General features: G+C 62.7%; 13 protein-coding genes. 7 read left to right on the forward strand and 6 right to left on the reverse strand.

Annotated features, from left to right (window positions below):
- Positions 1 to 183 precede the first annotated feature (183 nt).
- Genes JQS30_RS01960 through mqnE form a run of 3 tightly spaced genes read right to left on the reverse strand, consistent with a single transcriptional unit; the run spans position 184 to position 2111 of the window.
- Positions 184 to 423, reverse strand: a complete 240-nt coding sequence (locus JQS30_RS01960) for a DUF4229 domain-containing protein (RefSeq protein WP_213171728.1) — start codon at positions 421 to 423, stop codon at positions 184 to 186.
- Positions 420 to 875 carry a hypothetical protein gene (locus JQS30_RS01965; protein WP_213171729.1) on the reverse strand — a complete coding sequence of 152 codons (456 nt, stop codon included), beginning with the start codon at positions 873 to 875 and terminating at the stop codon, positions 420 to 422. The genes JQS30_RS01960 and JQS30_RS01965 overlap by 4 nt, the downstream gene beginning before the upstream one ends.
- A gap of 60 nt (positions 876 to 935) precedes the next feature.
- Complete coding sequence (mqnE, locus tag JQS30_RS01970; RefSeq protein ID WP_213171730.1) at positions 936 to 2111, reverse strand: aminofutalosine synthase MqnE; 1176 nt, start codon at positions 2109 to 2111, stop codon at positions 936 to 938.
- Positions 2112 to 2355: 244 nt separating this feature from the next.
- On the opposite strand from mqnE, the gene JQS30_RS01975 reads away from it, so the two are divergent.
- From JQS30_RS01975 to mqnC, 7 genes are all read left to right on the forward strand, one after another.
- Positions 2356 to 3777 carry a C40 family peptidase gene (locus JQS30_RS01975; protein ID WP_213171731.1) on the forward strand — a complete coding sequence of 474 codons (1422 nt, stop codon included), beginning with the start codon at positions 2356 to 2358 and terminating at the stop codon, positions 3775 to 3777.
- A gap of 399 nt (positions 3778 to 4176) precedes the next feature.
- Positions 4177 to 6276: a hypothetical protein gene (locus tag JQS30_RS01980; protein WP_213171732.1), complete on the forward strand. Its 2100-nt coding sequence runs from the start codon at positions 4177 to 4179 to the stop codon at positions 6274 to 6276.
- 87 nt (positions 6277 to 6363) lie between these two features.
- Positions 6364 to 7278, forward strand: coding sequence for a cyclase family protein (locus tag JQS30_RS01985; protein WP_213171733.1), 915 nt, complete (start codon positions 6364 to 6366; stop codon positions 7276 to 7278).
- A gap of 127 nt (positions 7279 to 7405) precedes the next feature.
- Entirely contained in the window at positions 7406 to 7693 is a 288-nt protein-coding gene (locus JQS30_RS01990) for an HPr family phosphocarrier protein (RefSeq protein ID WP_213171734.1), read from the forward strand.
- Positions 7694 to 7762: 69 nt separating this feature from the next.
- Positions 7763 to 8665, forward strand: coding sequence for a menaquinone biosynthetic enzyme MqnA/MqnD family protein (locus JQS30_RS01995; RefSeq protein WP_246498007.1), 903 nt, complete (start codon positions 7763 to 7765; stop codon positions 8663 to 8665).
- A gap of 71 nt (positions 8666 to 8736) precedes the next feature.
- The gene (locus JQS30_RS02000; RefSeq protein ID WP_213171735.1) at positions 8737 to 9510 is read left to right on the forward strand and encodes an FAD-binding oxidoreductase; all 774 of its coding nucleotides are present in this window, start codon (positions 8737 to 8739) and stop codon (positions 9508 to 9510) included.
- Positions 9511 to 9625: 115 nt separating this feature from the next.
- The gene (gene mqnC / locus JQS30_RS02005; RefSeq protein WP_425498845.1) at positions 9626 to 10807 is read left to right on the forward strand and encodes a cyclic dehypoxanthinyl futalosine synthase; all 1182 of its coding nucleotides are present in this window, start codon (positions 9626 to 9628) and stop codon (positions 10805 to 10807) included.
- Positions 10808 to 10881: 74 nt separating this feature from the next.
- On the opposite strand, the gene JQS30_RS02010 is transcribed toward mqnC, so the two are convergent.
- The 3 genes from JQS30_RS02010 to JQS30_RS02020 all read right to left on the reverse strand — a co-directional run bounded on the left by JQS30_RS02010 (position 10882) and on the right by JQS30_RS02020 (position 13522).
- Positions 10882 to 11652, reverse strand: a complete 771-nt coding sequence (locus tag JQS30_RS02010) for a hypothetical protein (RefSeq protein ID WP_213171737.1) — start codon at positions 11650 to 11652, stop codon at positions 10882 to 10884.
- A gap of 161 nt (positions 11653 to 11813) precedes the next feature.
- Positions 11814 to 12845 carry a hypothetical protein gene (locus JQS30_RS02015; RefSeq protein ID WP_213171738.1) on the reverse strand — a complete coding sequence of 344 codons (1032 nt, stop codon included), beginning with the start codon at positions 12843 to 12845 and terminating at the stop codon, positions 11814 to 11816.
- Entirely contained in the window at positions 12842 to 13522 is a 681-nt protein-coding gene (locus JQS30_RS02020) for a hypothetical protein (protein WP_213171739.1), read from the reverse strand. Before JQS30_RS02020 ends, JQS30_RS02015 begins: the two co-directional genes overlap by 4 nt.
- Positions 13523 to 14433 lie beyond the last annotated feature (911 nt).

Below are 14433 nucleotides of genomic sequence, written 5' to 3' on the forward strand. Positions count from 1 at the left end.
ACGGCTACCATCAAGGGCGCTCATAGCGAGCGATGCCTGTGAAGTATTTGGTAATACTGGCAGGTGTTGTCAATCCCAGAGCTAGTTATCACGTGACAAGCCAAAAAAGGGGCTTTCAGCTGCTTATTGGCCGAAAGCCCCTATGGCAATTCCAAGAGATCTAGTCGTGGTCCAGCGCTGTCTTCAGTCGCCGTTGAGTTCGGCGCGCAGCTTTTCCTTCTCCTCTTGCCGACGCTTCATGCCCTCGTCGATGTGGTTGACCATCGCCTCGCGCGAATCCTTCAGCACGAAGTAGGAGACCGCCATCGACACCAGGAGCGCCGTGGCCATCGCTAGCAGCAGGTTCATAAGGAACGCCAGCGGGATAGCCAACACGGCGAAGATCCCGACGCGGGCCAGGAGGTATTTCAGTACCGGGTTCATGATGTCTTTTTCTCCTCGATGTCGTACCCCAGTGCCCTCACTCCGGCGAACCACGCCCATGCGTAGGTGAGAGCCCCTACCAGCGCGGCTGCCCCACCTGCGAATAGTGGTGGCCACGGAGGCAGGATCAGGCTGGCGGCGATCATGGCGGCGATGCCCAGCAGCAGCGCCAGTGCCATAGCGCTCCAGCGCGAGGACCGGAAGCGGTTGTGTTTAAAGTCGTCGGCGAAGAGGAATGCCGCGAGGATCGCGGATACCCAGCCGTTGGTGTTGCCAAAGGTGCCCCAGTTGAACAGGCTGACGACCACGTCGACGATTGCTAGGAGGCCGAAGCCGATGACGACCGAGGCCGCCACGTACCCCAACCATTGTTGCAGGTCGGCTACGCGACCTTGCTCGTCACGGTGGGGAAACGTCGGTGTCGTCTCAGCGGGGGATTCCGGTTTACTCATGCGGTGGCCTTGTCGTTGCGGCTCATTTGGGTGAATACCCCAATGAGCTTTGGTCTCTGGTTAGAAGTACACCGACTGTGGGCTGGCGCGACGCTCGGCCAGCGACTCCGGTGCGTCGTACTCGCGCATGATCTCGTAATGAGTGTTGCGCTCCACCGGCTGGTATCCCGCGTCGCGAATGAGTTCGAGCAGCTCCTCCCGGCCCATTTTGTCGGGGGTGCCGTAGTCGTCCGCGTCGTGGGTGATCTTGTATTCGACCACAGAGCCGTCTAGGTCGTCCACGCCGAAGCTGAGGCTCATCTGGGCCACGTCGAGGCCGTGCATGACCCAGAAGCATTTGACGTGGTCGAAGTTGTCCAGCATGAGGCGGGATACGGCGAAAGTCTTGAGCGAGTCGGCCGGGGAAGCCATGGTCGTGCCCGCCTGTAGCTTGTTGCGGATTTTGCCATCGGCGGAGTCGTGGAAGTCGTGCTGGTAGCGCAGCGGGATGAAGACCGAGAACCCCCCAGTGCGGTCTTGCATCTGGCGCAGGCGCATCACGTGGTCGACCCGGTGGCGAGGCTCCTCGATGTGCCCGTACAACATCGTCGCGGGTGTGCGTAGCCCTTTGGCGTGGGCCAGGCCGTGGATGCGCGACCAGTCTTCCCAGTGGCAGTCGTGGTCCACAATGTGTTGGCGGATCTCCCAGTCGAAGATTTCGGCTCCGCCGCCGGTGAGCGATTCGAGCCCGGCCTCGATCAGTTCGTCTAGGATCTCGTCGGTGGACAGGCCGGAAATTTTCTCGAACCACTGGATTTCGGTGGCGGTGAAGGCTTTGAGGGCGACCTTGGGCAGGGTGGCTTTGAGCTCTTTGAGCACGCGCGGATAGTAGCGCCATGGCAGCGTGGGGTGGAGCCCGTTGACGATGTGCAGCTCGGTGGGCTGGTCGTTCTCCATTTGCTTGGCTAGTTCGACGGCCTGCTCGATGCGCATCGTGTAGGCGTCCTTCTCGCCGGGTTTGCGTTGGAAGGAACAGTAGGCGCACGAGGCGGAGCACACGTTGGTGAGGTTGAGGTGTCGGTTGACGTTGAACATCACCCGGTCGCCGTTCTTTTCGCGGCGCACTTCGTGGGCGAGTCGACCCAGCCAGGCCAGGTCATCGCATTCGTACAGCGACACGCCGTCTTCGTAGCTGAGCCGTTCTCCGGCTGCCAGCTTCTCTTCTATCTCGCGCTTGAACGCCTCAGACGTCGCCACGGCAATGCACCTCAATCTGCGCTGAACGAAAATGTGTGGGCTTTTAGCTGGTCAAATGCCTGGTGGCGGCGTCGGCTGGCTTGGTGGGCGAACGATAAGCCACAGACGGCTCACGATGTCGCATATCACCGCCATAGCAGGGTTTCGACCAACGGGGAACCCTCATCGAGCCTACCGCCGGGTGCGCGGGTTCGGTAAAGTGATAGTCGTCCCCGTTATCAGCGCAATATTAAGGACCCCCTCTATGCGCCTGCTACGCCTCGGCAAACGCGCCCTTGTGGCGCTTGGCACAGCGCTAGTTTTGCTGGCTGCGAGCCAGAGCGCGGTGGCGGAACCGGGGGAGACGGTCCCCGACGACGGTTCCCGGCCCTTTAGCGGTATCGAAGACGACTATGGTCTGGGCGATGCCCCGATTACCAACCCTGAGACCGAACACGGTCCGCTGGCTGCGAAGATCGAGCGCGCCCAGATCGTGTTGGCGCAGCTCAACGAAGACGTCACCCGCGCCACTGATGAGCTCGACGAGCGACGGCAGCGCGAAACGGTCACGTATGAGGCCTGGCAGGACAAGCTACGAGCCTTTGAGGCCGCGCAAGAACGCCTAGACTTTGCCGCCGCTGAGGCCTACCGCGACACCGGCGCCAGTGATCCGCTCGCGGTAAACGCCCCCGACCGCGCTGGTTCCGACTGGGACCTTCCGGCGTTGACCTCACAGTTCAACCAGACGCAAAGCGGTGAGGCCGTAGCTCGGGCCACCTACGATGCCGCCGAGGCCTCCGCCCAACGCTCCCAGGAGCGTTGGCTGCTGGCGGTTGAGGCGCGCGATGACCAAGAAGAAGAGCTGCATGAACTCATCGAGGAAAATCTCGAACTGATCGAGAGTCTGGAGCGTCAGCGCGAAGAGGCCGCTGGAGAACACTCCGGGGACTTCTCGACTGAAATCGACGGCAAGCAGGCCGCTCCCGAGGCGATCATGGCTTTGGAGTACGCGCTTGCTCAGCTGGGCAAGCCCTATGAGTGGGGGGCGACGGGTCCGGCGACGTTCGACTGTTCGGGTCTGACCCAGATGGCCTATCGGCACGCGGGGGTGCAGATACCACGGGTGGCCGCCGATCAGTATTACGCGACCAGGCATAAGCCGGTGGCGGTGGAAAATTTGTTGCCTGGGGACCTGCTGTTTTGGGGTGATGTGCCCGGCGATTGGCGCTCGATCTATCACATGGGCATCTACCTGGGTGATGGACGGATGGTGCAGGCTCCCCGCACTGGTGATGTGGTGAAGATCAGCAACGTGTGGTTTGGCAACTACTTTGGTGCCACGCGGGTGGTTGACGCTGTCGATGGCGACGGTTCGGGACCGAGCGATCCTTCGCCGTCCCCGACGAGCTCGCCGACTAGTTCTCCGACGTCGAGCCCGACCCAGAGCCCGACTAGGTCGCCGTCTCCCAGCCCGACTCAGAGCCCGAGTCCGAGTCCGACGCAGTCTCCGTCGCCGAGTCCAACCAGCTCGCCGTCTCCGACCTCGTCACCGTCTCCCAGTCCGACGCAGTCTCCGTCTCCGACCGACTCGCCGACGTCCTCACCGTCTCCCAGTCCGACGACTAGTCCGTCTCCGACCAACTCGCCGACGTCTTCACCCTCTCCCAGACCGACCCCGAGCGGTTGATCCGTCGGTTGGTCACCTCGGAATCGGGTCGTCGCCCAAGTCCTCTCAGAACGGACGAATCCGGCTACTGCGGTGTTGGCTGTGCCCGGTGTGAGGCGTAGGGTTCGAAGTGGTTACATGCTTTGTTGTGCTTCGGCCGATGAGGCTTTAGCGTGGGTACAGGACAGCATTGCCAGGGATTCCCTGTGTCCCCAGCGATGCCCCGGTTGGGTTGGGTCGGTGCCTGCCCAGTGGCCAAGGTCCTGAGCTGTATTGACGGCATCGAAGGAGCTATTTCCGGGGCCGAGTGGCCCAGTTTACGGACATGGTGGCCTCGTGCCGTGATGGTAAGTTGCCCCTTTAGGTGAAAGCCCAAATTATTGCGGCGCAGTGAGAACCGCCGCGTTGCGAGGAGGCCATGTGGACAACAACTCGTGTGGCGCGTGCGGTCAGCGTTTGCGGCCTACCCAGAAACGTTGTCCGCAGTGCGGTGTCCCTTTGCAGCCTCCGTTGGGTGGTTTTCCCGCCGAGCCGCCACCGGCCTATGGCCATAACTCCGGCTACGGTTCGGTCTCGGCCCCACCAGGAGGACAGTACGCGCCACCGGGGGCGAACACGCACCACCAATTTCAGCCGCCCCACTCTGGTCACGCCTCCGTTCTTCCCCCGCAGGGCCCCTCGCAGGCCCTTCCCCCGCAAGGTCCCTCTCGCGCATTGTCTCCCCAAGGCCGCTCGGCGGTCTCGCCTCAGGGCTACGGCCACCACAATGCCCCGGCAAACGGACACCGCCCAGGTCAAGCATCCGTCTCTGTGCCTGGGCAGGCGCCGGTGGCGCGCCCTGATGCGCAGTGGCGGTCCGGTTACGCTTCCGATCCGCGTGCCGAACAAGGGCCCGATTCACGCCACGAGCAGCATGAACAGTGGGCCCACGGGGGTCGAGCCTCCGCTCCTGTCCCTCCTTTGCACGGTGAACCTGGGCCCGCGTCCGGATCGGCCTCGTTGCCCCCGGTTGCGGCATCAGCCCCGGTAACGCCTCCGAAACCGCCCGCCTCGCCTCCGCCTGGAGCGCCATCGACGGTCTTGCCGCCCATGGGCGCGGGCGCGGCCGTGGCACCGGCGAAGCCCACCGAACCCACCCCGGCCCTGGAAGCTACCCCGCCTGCACGCCCGCAACCTGCGCCGGAGCCGTCCAAGCCGCCGGCATCGGAGGTTCTTGCCCCGGCCTCTGCGGACGAGCCATCGGCCGCAGGTCAGCCCGAGCCTCCCCTTCAGGTGGCAGCGCCACCCGCAGGGGACCGACAGCCGGACCCGGGCCCGCAGCCTTCCCCCGGCGCGGTGTCCGAACCGGAGCTGGAAGAGACCGTGGTCCAGCCCAACCCGTCCCGGGCGGTGTGGGAGGACCCCAACGCGGCCACACCAGAGACGGCCTCGACGGAGTCGACCACGTCCGAGGCTGTGGAGACCTCACCCGCGCCGCAGCCGCAATCCGCGCCACCGCCTCCGCAGCTGACCTTCCCATCGCAGGCCTCCGCGTCTGCCGCTGAGGCGACTCCAGAGGATTCGACTCGGCCGGACTCCTCATCTTCGAACCTCCCGCAGACGGAGCCGCCACCCACCGAGCCAGCAGAGGAGGCGCCGTCCTCGGCCCCGGAACCTCAGCCAGCCCCAACCGAATCGGAGCCAGCCCCGGCCACAGTCGACCCCGAGGTCACACCGGTGGCCCAGAACGTTGAAGGCGACGAGGCCGACTCCGCCCAAGCCGCCGAGGATGCCCAGGCCGCCGCAACGGAGGCTCGGGACAAAGAATCTCCCGATCATCCCAGCGCGGGCGATTCGGCCTCTGATGCGGGCTTCGTCATCCCCGATGGTCCCGAACTGACCCCATGGGACGCCCCCATCGAAGAGGTCATTGGGAAAACCGCGGCCGTCGAACAAGCAAGCGAACCGGCTGACAACGGCCCCGATTCGGACACCGCCGAACCTGCCAAAGCTGAGCCTGTCAAAGCCGAACCGGTCATGGCCGAGCCCGTCTTGCCCCCGGAGCCCGAAGACGCACCCTCCACGCAGCGAATGAAACCGTCCGCGCGCGCCAGAGCCGCCGAGGAATCCAAGGCTCAGGCGGCGCAAAACCACGCTGAGAATCGGGCCGCCGCCCAGCACACCCCGGCAGACAACTCGGTTGAAAACGGGGCGACCCAGAAAGTGACGGACCCCCAGCAGCCCGCCGCTGGCGCAAAGCCCGCACCTTCCAAGCAGCCTGACGTTAAGCCGGTCGTCTCCGCGCCCGACATCAGCACCTTTGGTGCGGATGGCCAGTCAGCGGACATGAACGAGGACCGGGCCCAGTTCTTTCCCAAGAGCGCCGAAAAGGAAGCCGAACGGACCGCGTGGGCTGGACGGGCGCGGGTGAAGAACATCGTCAGCCCGCCCGATGAGCAGCCCGACACCGGTACCCCCTACGGCGGCACCGTCTACGGAGGCCCGGCGAAACCCTCCTCACCGCCTGAGTCCAGCAGCTGACCGGTGCGGACGGTTCCGCGCGCCGCGAGGCATCGCCTGGGTCACAAAGCGATGCCCCTGGCCTAGCCTCCCCGTACAGTTTCAGCGATGAGTCACTATCGTGCCGCTTTCGACGCGGAAATCACCTTCAGTAACGGTGGAGGCATCAGCGTCCACGGATTCCGCTTGGACATTCCCGGCCCCACTATCAGTCACGACGCCCTAGCGACCTTGCTGGTGCGTCATCTGGGCCTACTCATGGTCGACCAGGTGACGTTCTCGAAACTAGAGATCATCGAGGAGCCCCATAAGGGCTCACGGGGCGGTCCCAGCGATCCTGCCGCCGCCGTCGCCGCGCAGCGGCGAGAAAAGGTCGAGCTCAGCCATGTCATCGAAGAGGGCATGACGACCTACCCGGGCCTACCGGGACCCACCTTCACTGATCATCTGAGTCGGGCCGACTCCCGCGACAGTTACGCACCTGGCACTGAATTCGCCATTGGCCGCATCGACATGGTCGGCAACACCGGGACCTACCTGGACAGTCCCTTTCACCGCTACGCGGAGGGCTCGGACTTGGCCGACCTGCCTCTTGACTCGGTGGCCGACGTGCCCATTGTGGTCGTGGATCTCACCGGCAGCGCCGAGCGTGGCATTACGGCGCGGGCGTTGGCTCCTTACGATCTCGCGGGTGCCGCCGTGCTGCTGCACACCGGTTGGGACGCCCATTGGCGTACCCAAAAGTACGGTGATGCCCACTCTGCCCCGTACGTGACCGAGGACGGTGCCAATTACCTCGTCGAGGCCGGGGCGGTCTTGGTTGGTATCGACGCGGTCAATATCGACGACACCACCGGCGACACCCGGCCCGCCCATTCGATTTTGTTGGCGGCTCGCGTCCCGGTGCTCGAACATATGACTAACCTGGGCCAGTTGCCCCTGAGCGGAGCCCGTTTGCATGCGGCCCCGCCACGGGTGCGCGGCTTCGGTACCTTTCCGGTTCGCGCCTACGCCCTCGTCTGACCCCAGGCCCCCGCCCCACCTCGTACCCGTGTGAGAGGTGGGGCGCTAGCCGCATTTGCCGCAAATATCACGATTACCCAGCGTGGTGCCACGTTGTCGCGGAAAATGTAGCTCGGAGGTGTCAGCGATGAGCGTTCGCCGCGTCCGCGTCAGCGCCGAGGCGGGCATCAAAGCCCGCGCGGCCACTATTTTCGTCGAAACCGCAGGTTCAAGTGATGACGACGTCCTCATCCGCCGGGTAGAGGGCCCCACGCTTGATGCGAAGTCGATCTTGCATGTGCTCAGCCTCGATATCGGCCAAGGCGATCACATTGAACTTGAGTCCGATGACGAGGCCGTGCTCGCGGCCCTGGTCGAGCTGGCTGACCCGGCAGCGGAGGCCGGAGCGGAACCATCACCGCCGCCATCACCGTGATGCATTCGACGTCACCTCTGCCACCTGGGGCATTCACAGGGTGACCTTTGGCGGCGTAACGTCGTTATCGTGGTCAATGAGCAAGGTAACCGAATTGAGGCCCACGTCGACGACAGCCGCCTCGTGCGCCGACCTCGCGTCGGACACATCGAATTCCTTAACTGCCTGCCCATTTATTGGGGACTGGCTCGCTCCGGGGCCTTGCTAGATGTCGAGCTGCACCGCGCCCCGCCGGACCAACTCAACCACGCGCTAGTACAGGGCCATCTCGATATCGGGCCGATCAGCCTGGTCGAATATTTGCGCCACTCCGAGGAACTGCTGTTGCTGCCCGACCTAGGAGTCACCGCCGATGGGCCGGTCTTGTCTGTCAATCTCTCCAGCAAGGTTCCCCTAGCCGAATCGGGCCCCAACCCAACCGTCGCGCTCGGTTCCACCTCCCGCACCTCGGTGCTGCTGGCCAAGCTGCTCCTTGAACAGCGCTACGGGCTCGCCCCCGTCTACCACGAGGCCGCACCGGACATTGACACGATGATTGCCTCCGCCGACATGGCGGTGCTCATCGGGGACGAAGCGCTGAAGGTGCACTTCGGACGCGGAGAAGATCTCAACCTGAGCGTGCTTGACCTGGGCGCGGCATGGCGCGAATGGACCGCCCTGCCGATGGTCTTCGCTGTGTGGGCGGTACGCCGCGACTACGCGGCGGCCAACCCCGGCCTGGTCAAAGGGGTACTGGAGGCCTTCCTCAGCTCGGTGGAACTGTCTCGCCGCGAACTGGAGCAAGTCGCGGCGCACGCTAGCCGCTGGGAACCCTTCGAAGCGGTCAACCTGGTCGACTATTTCCACAAGCTGTGGATAGGGCTGGGGGAACGTCACCTGTCGGGCCTGCGGGAATTTGCCGCGCAGGCCAACCGTTACTTCGATGTGCCACCAGTGGCCGAAGGCGGGCCAGAGTTCTTCGCCCCCACCTAGGTCACGCGCACACGACCAGCGATAACAGCCGTTGAGGGCCTAAGCGCACGAACGATGAGGATGCCGAATCTATGTCTGTGACCCTGTCCACGAGCAAAAGGAAGCGCCCCGAAAGCCACAAGCTTTCGGTCATCTCCGTAGAGAATCTGACCGACACCTCTGTGGCTGTCACGCTCGCCGTCCCGCCCTCACTGCGGGAGATCTTCGACTTCCAGCCCGGGCAGTACATCACCTTCCGGTCCGTGGAGGATTCCGGGCGTGAGGCCCACCGCTCCTACTCACTCTGCTCCACCCCCGCCGACCTGCACGAACGTGGCGTTTTGCGCGTCGGCGTCAAGTCGATCCCCTCGGGTACCTTCTCCGCTTACGCCTCCGAAGAACTGCAACCGGGCGACACGCTGGAAGTCCTGCCACCACTGGGCACCTTCACCACCCAGTTGCGCCCCGACAGCCACATTGGCGCGGTTATCGCCGGGTCGGGAGTCACACCGGTCTTGTCTATCACCGCCGCCACCCTGCAACTGGGCGGGCGCGTGACCCTCCTGTACTCCAACCGCACCGCCGACACCGTCATGTTTTCGGCTGACCTAGCCAAACTCCAGGAACAACACGGCGAGCGGCTCCGGGTCCTTCACGTGCGCACCCGCGAGGACGCCTCGCATCCCTTGCTGACTGGGCGGCTCGATGCCGAAAAGATGGCCGGAATCCTACGGGAGTTCATCGACGTGCGCGACGTTGACGACTGGTTCCTGTGCGGGCCCTTCGAACTCGTCGTCGGGGCCCGTGAATCCCTCACCGCCCACGGGGCGGGCCGGATTCACACCGAGCTGTTCTACGTGGAATAACGCCCGTTATAAGCCCTCACACCGCCCTCGCCCCGCGACACTTTCCTCTCCGAACAGATAGGCTAAGCCCATGACTGACGCGACGAAGAGCCCCAGCGCCGCAGACAGCCGCGACATGGCCGACCTCCTGGCCCGCGCCGCCGATGGAGAGCGCATCACGCCCGAAGAAGCGTTGCTGCTGTACACCGACGCGCCGTTTCACGCTCTGGGTGAGGCCGCCGACGCCCACCGCCGCCGTCGCTACCCGGACAACATCGTCACGTACCTGATCGACCGCAACATCAACTACACCAACGTGTGCGTCACCGCCTGCAAGTTCTGCGCCTTCTACCGTGCGCCCAAGCACGCCGAGGGCTGGAGCCATGACCTGGACGAGGTCCTGCGCCGCTGCTCAGAGGCCGTCGACCTCGGTGCCACCCAGGTGATGCTGCAAGGCGGACACCACCCCGAATACGGCGTCGAATACTACGAAGAGCTCTTCAGCGCCGTCAAGAAGGCGTATCCCGAGCTGGTCATCCACTCCATCGGGCCCTCCGAGATCGACCACATGGCGCGCGTGTCGAACGTCGACATCGACGAGGCGATTCGCCGCATCAAGGTCGCCGGGCTGGACTCGATCGCCGGAGCCGGAGCCGAGATGCTGCCCGAGCGCCCCCGCAAGGCGCTCGCTCCGCTCAAGGAAAGCGGCGAGCGCTGGCTGGAGATCATGGAGCAGGCCCACAACCAGGGCCTACGCTCCACGGCCACGATGATGATGGGCACCGGTGAGACCGCCGCCGAGCGTATCGAACACCTGCGCATGATCCGCGACGTGCACGACAAGACCGGTGGCTTCCGCTCGTTCATCCCCTGGACGTACCAGCCGGAGAACAACAAGCTCAAGGGCCGCACCCAAGCCACCGTCATTGAATACTTGCGGCTGATCGCGGTGGCGCGGGTGTTCTTTAACGACATCGCGCACTTGCAGTCCTCCTGGCTCACCACCGGCAAGGCCGCTGGCCAGTTGAGCATGCACATGGGTGTGGACGACCTGGGTTCGATCATGCTGGAGGAGAATGTCATTTCCTCGGCCGGGGCCAAGCATCGTTCGCGTCTGAGCGAGCTGATCGACCTGATTCGCTCGGCCGACCGGATTCCGGCCCAGCGCAACACCACCTATGAGCGCCTGGCGGTGCACTGGACGCCCGAGGATGACCCGCAGGACGACCGGGTTCGCTCCCACGTCTCCTCGATTGTGGACTTGCCGATCGTGGAGAAGCAGGCCGCTCAGGCTGAAAAGAAGCCAGTCGAGAAGTAAGCCCCTAAACGAAACGGTGGGGTCCACTCCGGATATCCGGAGCGGGACCCCATCTGCGTTCTCGTCCCGATTTCTCAGGCGCGATGCTGGCTTGCAGCCAACACGTCTTGGATGAGTTGCACATAGGCGGCCGGGTTTTGCCACCAGCCCGAGGGTCCGGTGGGGCCGGGCAGGTCGTGCATCTTCGCCGAAGGGAGTGCGGCATGGACGTCCTCGCGTACTCCGAACTTCGTCAGCATCGAGTTCGGTGTATGCGCAATATGTAGTGCGTCCCCCAACTCGGCGGCGACCTGCGGGAGGTCCAGCGAAAAGTCAGTGGCCACGTCGACGCCCTCGACCAACCTCGGTACGAGCCGGGCCGACGCTGCCTCTTGCACTAGCGCCCTTAGCTCGGGTGGCTCGATCCCTTGCGCATTTATGAGCCCGGAAACGAACGCTGCTGCGGCATCCGCTGGCAGCTTCCCCGTCTGGTGCAGCTGGTCGAGCTCGGACTCGTCGATCGAGGTCGACATGGCGGTGAACATGTCCTCGCCCTTGTCATCCATGGACATGGTGCGCGCCCGATTCATCAAGAGCTCCATGGAGTTCTCGACCAGCATGTGCAGGGGCGGGTTCACGAGCAGCACTGGGCCTGCGACAAGATCGCGCTGCGCGGCCCAGAGCCCTATAGCGGAAGTCCCATCGACGCCAACGACGGCGGAAACCTTTCCGATTGAGCGTTCAGCGGACAGCCACGAGACCACATGATCGGCCCACGCCTCGTCGTTCAGCATTGCCGCACACGTCGGGGGAGTGACAGTGACCGGCTCGAACCCCTCTGCGGTGTCGACCAGGGGACCCCACATTCGCGCATCGTAGACAGCTTCTTGCGTAAACCAAACCCGGGGTAGGTCTGTGGATGTTGGGGCATTCAAAGTCTTTTCTCCTGCCTGGGTGAGCATTCAGCCTACTAGCGATCGCGCTCAAAAGTGGGCCACACGTATTCGCCTACCGCGCCCGCGCGGGCCTACCAGGTTCCTTCGGCCAGGAGTTCTTGTGCGCGATCCAAAATGGCCTGTGCGTTCTCCGCATAGGCGAATACCTCGGCCTCGTTCTCCGACAATCGCTTTGCCAACAACTCCCAGAACACTTCTTGATGCATCTTGTCGACCCCGGTCTCTTGGGCGCACTCGGCGTCGACCACGGCTAGATCAAGATGAAACTGCTCATACTCGGCGTAGTCCTCATCGCTGATGCCGCGCTGGCCCTGCTCAATGGCTTGCATTTGCAAGGTGTTGCGGTGGCTGGAAACGGCGGCGAGTACATCGTAGGGTTTACTCATTCCAGGGTGACCGGCTTCAGCCATACACGCGCCCCAAGCCTCGTCGGCGTCGTGAACCCGGTCGTCAATGTTGAATTCGGCCATTGGGCTGCTGGTGGCGAACGCCTGTTGCAGTTTGAACTCAGTCGGGTCTCCCTCGTAGAGGCGGTCTATAACCTCGCCTTCGCAACCCTGCACGTGCCAGGAGATGAGCGAGCCGTCTTCGAGTTCAATGATGACTTTGCCTGGCCATTCCAGGGCTTCCCCGTCATCGTTGCGAGGAACATCTATAGAGCCGGGGCCGTAGATGGCGTTAGCGGCCTCGACACCCCACAGCGTCTCTGAGTAGAGTTCCATCTCCGCTGGCGTAAGTTCTTCCGATGGCAGTTCGGCGACAGCGACAAACTCGTTTTCAAATGAGAGCGGAAACCGGTCCCTTAGCCCAACGATGGCGGCTTCTTCGGGGCTAGGGCGAGGCTGAACGTATCCCAGCAGATCCGATTCGTCGGTGAATTCCTCAGGCAACTCAGGGTGTTTGTCGAAGCCCGCGTGCTCCATGCAGAGATGAGCGAGCCGCTGTTGCGCGATATGGATTTCACGTTCTAGGAACGAATTGGCCACCCACGCGCTCCGATAGTGTTCGACGTCAGCATCGCTGAAATCGTCAGATGAACAAGCTGCTAGCAACAACATTGACCCGACTGCCGCTGATGTGAAGACTCGCTGAGGATGCGTCATCCCATCACCATCTCAGTTCCGGGGTAGAGCTCGTTTAGTCCTTCGGCAACGCAACCTTCGACAACACCGCGTGAGTTGTCCACGGATGAACGTAGTTCGTCCATATTCTGCTCGGTTCCGGTAGGGCTATGGCCTTCTTCCTGCAAACAGGCGGTGGCATACTCCATAAGGTCATCGGCCATGACTGGCTCAATGCTCCCCTGTAGCAAGGTCAGGTGCGCGTAAACACAGTCATCATAAGGTCGTATATAGGTTAGGCTCTCCGGTCCCTCCAGCTCCTCAGGAATGTCCTCGTTCCTAACATATGTGTCGCGCACATTCACCCGAATCGGATGTGGCTCATCGATAGTCGCAACCACGCCAAAGTCCGCACTACACTCAACGACCCGGTCGAGAGCATCCTCATAAGTTTCGGTGGTGATGGGGCCTGCCTCGATCAAGTCCCGCTGAAGTTGTCTAGCGGCGTCAAAGACGTCGGGCTCAAGCGATGACCCTGGTTCGTGGGGCGGGAGGATTTCGATGTCATCATGTTCGTCTGGGTCGATGGTTTCCCCAGTCCGCGGATCAATCAAGACGTCTTCGTGTTGATTTCTTGCGGTGTCCTCGGAACTGCTGGAGCATCCGATTATCAGCGCGGCCATTGCCGCAAGGACAGAAACAATTGACAATGGCCGCACGCAAGTCTCCTTGTACTAGTGGTAGATCCACACTTCGCTGCAAGTTCCGCACCGTTTGTGGACGGATTGGGAGAATGTAGTACCGCTAGGGGGGTGGTGCCAGGCACTCGTGGGATGGCTGTCCCAGCTAGTCCAACCTTGGCCGTGACCACCCCGAACATGAGCGTGGCCAGTGCAACCTCCCCACTCCTTTGTTGTTTGGACCAGGGAATGGGCGCTAAACGCTAGGTAGCCGCACTGCCCGTCGTTTGCTGTTATGTATTGCTCAACAACATGGGCTTGAACGGCGGAGGGGGGAATTGTTGCCATCCCGAGGCCGATGAGCGCTGTAGAAACGAAGGCTACGGCGGCTCGCCGTATTGACGTACTCTTGGCCGTGAGTGCTTCACGCAACTTAGATCATCCTTCCGTGTGAGGACACTCGTTGGGTGGGTCGCGTGCTGCAACACGCGACCCATTTTCGCGTTCAGACGCTATCAGCTGTCATCGAGCTATGTGGAACAGTGAAGGGCTGAGCCGTGTATCCCTAATCGACTTGCTTCACTCCAGTAGCTACCTTCACTTTGATGGGCGAGGGGCTGATTTGGAACGATGCCAAGTGACTCAGAGTTTTCCGAGGCCTACAGCATGGATGGTGTGAGCGACGACAGAGAATATCTGTAAGCACTGTTTGATATGAGATTGTTATCTGTATATGGGTAGGCAACGAAGTGCGGGGTCCAAGCTTTGCTTGGACCCCGGTGCGAGGATCCCTCGTGCGGAAAGTGTTTTGAGGGTGCTAGTTCTGGCTTGGTGAGAACGGATGTGATGCTGGCTTCCATGCCTTGGCCCAGTGTCATCCACCTGCTTAGGCGAGGCGCTTTGTAGCTGTTTGCGCTCACTGCAGTAGCGGTCACGCCTAAGCGTGGGCC

The organism is Natronoglycomyces albus, assembly GCF_016925535.1.
Classification (GTDB): Bacteria; Actinomycetota; Actinomycetes; order Mycobacteriales; family Micromonosporaceae; genus Natronoglycomyces; species Natronoglycomyces albus.

Excerpts from the sequence above, each read along its gene's own strand:
- JQS30_RS01960 (WP_213171728.1), bottom strand. The coding sequence starts at position 423 with ATGAACCCGGTACTGAAATACCTCCTGGCCCGCGTCGGGATCTTCGCC.
- JQS30_RS01965 (WP_213171729.1), bottom strand. The coding sequence starts at position 875 with ATGAGTAAACCGGAATCCCCCGCTGAGACGACACCGACGTTTCCCCAC.
- JQS30_RS01975 (WP_213171731.1), top strand. The coding sequence starts at position 2,356 with ATGCGCCTGCTACGCCTCGGCAAACGCGCCCTTGTGGCGCTTGGCACA.
- JQS30_RS01985 (WP_213171733.1), top strand. The coding sequence starts at position 6,364 with ATGAGTCACTATCGTGCCGCTTTCGACGCGGAAATCACCTTCAGTAAC.
- JQS30_RS01990 (WP_213171734.1), top strand. The coding sequence starts at position 7,406 with ATGAGCGTTCGCCGCGTCCGCGTCAGCGCCGAGGCGGGCATCAAAGCC.
- JQS30_RS02000 (WP_213171735.1), top strand. The coding sequence starts at position 8,737 with ATGTCTGTGACCCTGTCCACGAGCAAAAGGAAGCGCCCCGAAAGCCAC.
- mqnC (WP_425498845.1), top strand. The coding sequence starts at position 9,626 with ATGGCCGACCTCCTGGCCCGCGCCGCCGATGGAGAGCGCATCACGCCC.
- JQS30_RS02010 (WP_213171737.1), bottom strand. The coding sequence starts at position 11,652 with ATGTGGGGTCCCCTGGTCGACACCGCAGAGGGGTTCGAGCCGGTCACT.
- JQS30_RS02015 (WP_213171738.1), bottom strand. The coding sequence starts at position 12,845 with ATGACGCATCCTCAGCGAGTCTTCACATCAGCGGCAGTCGGGTCAATG.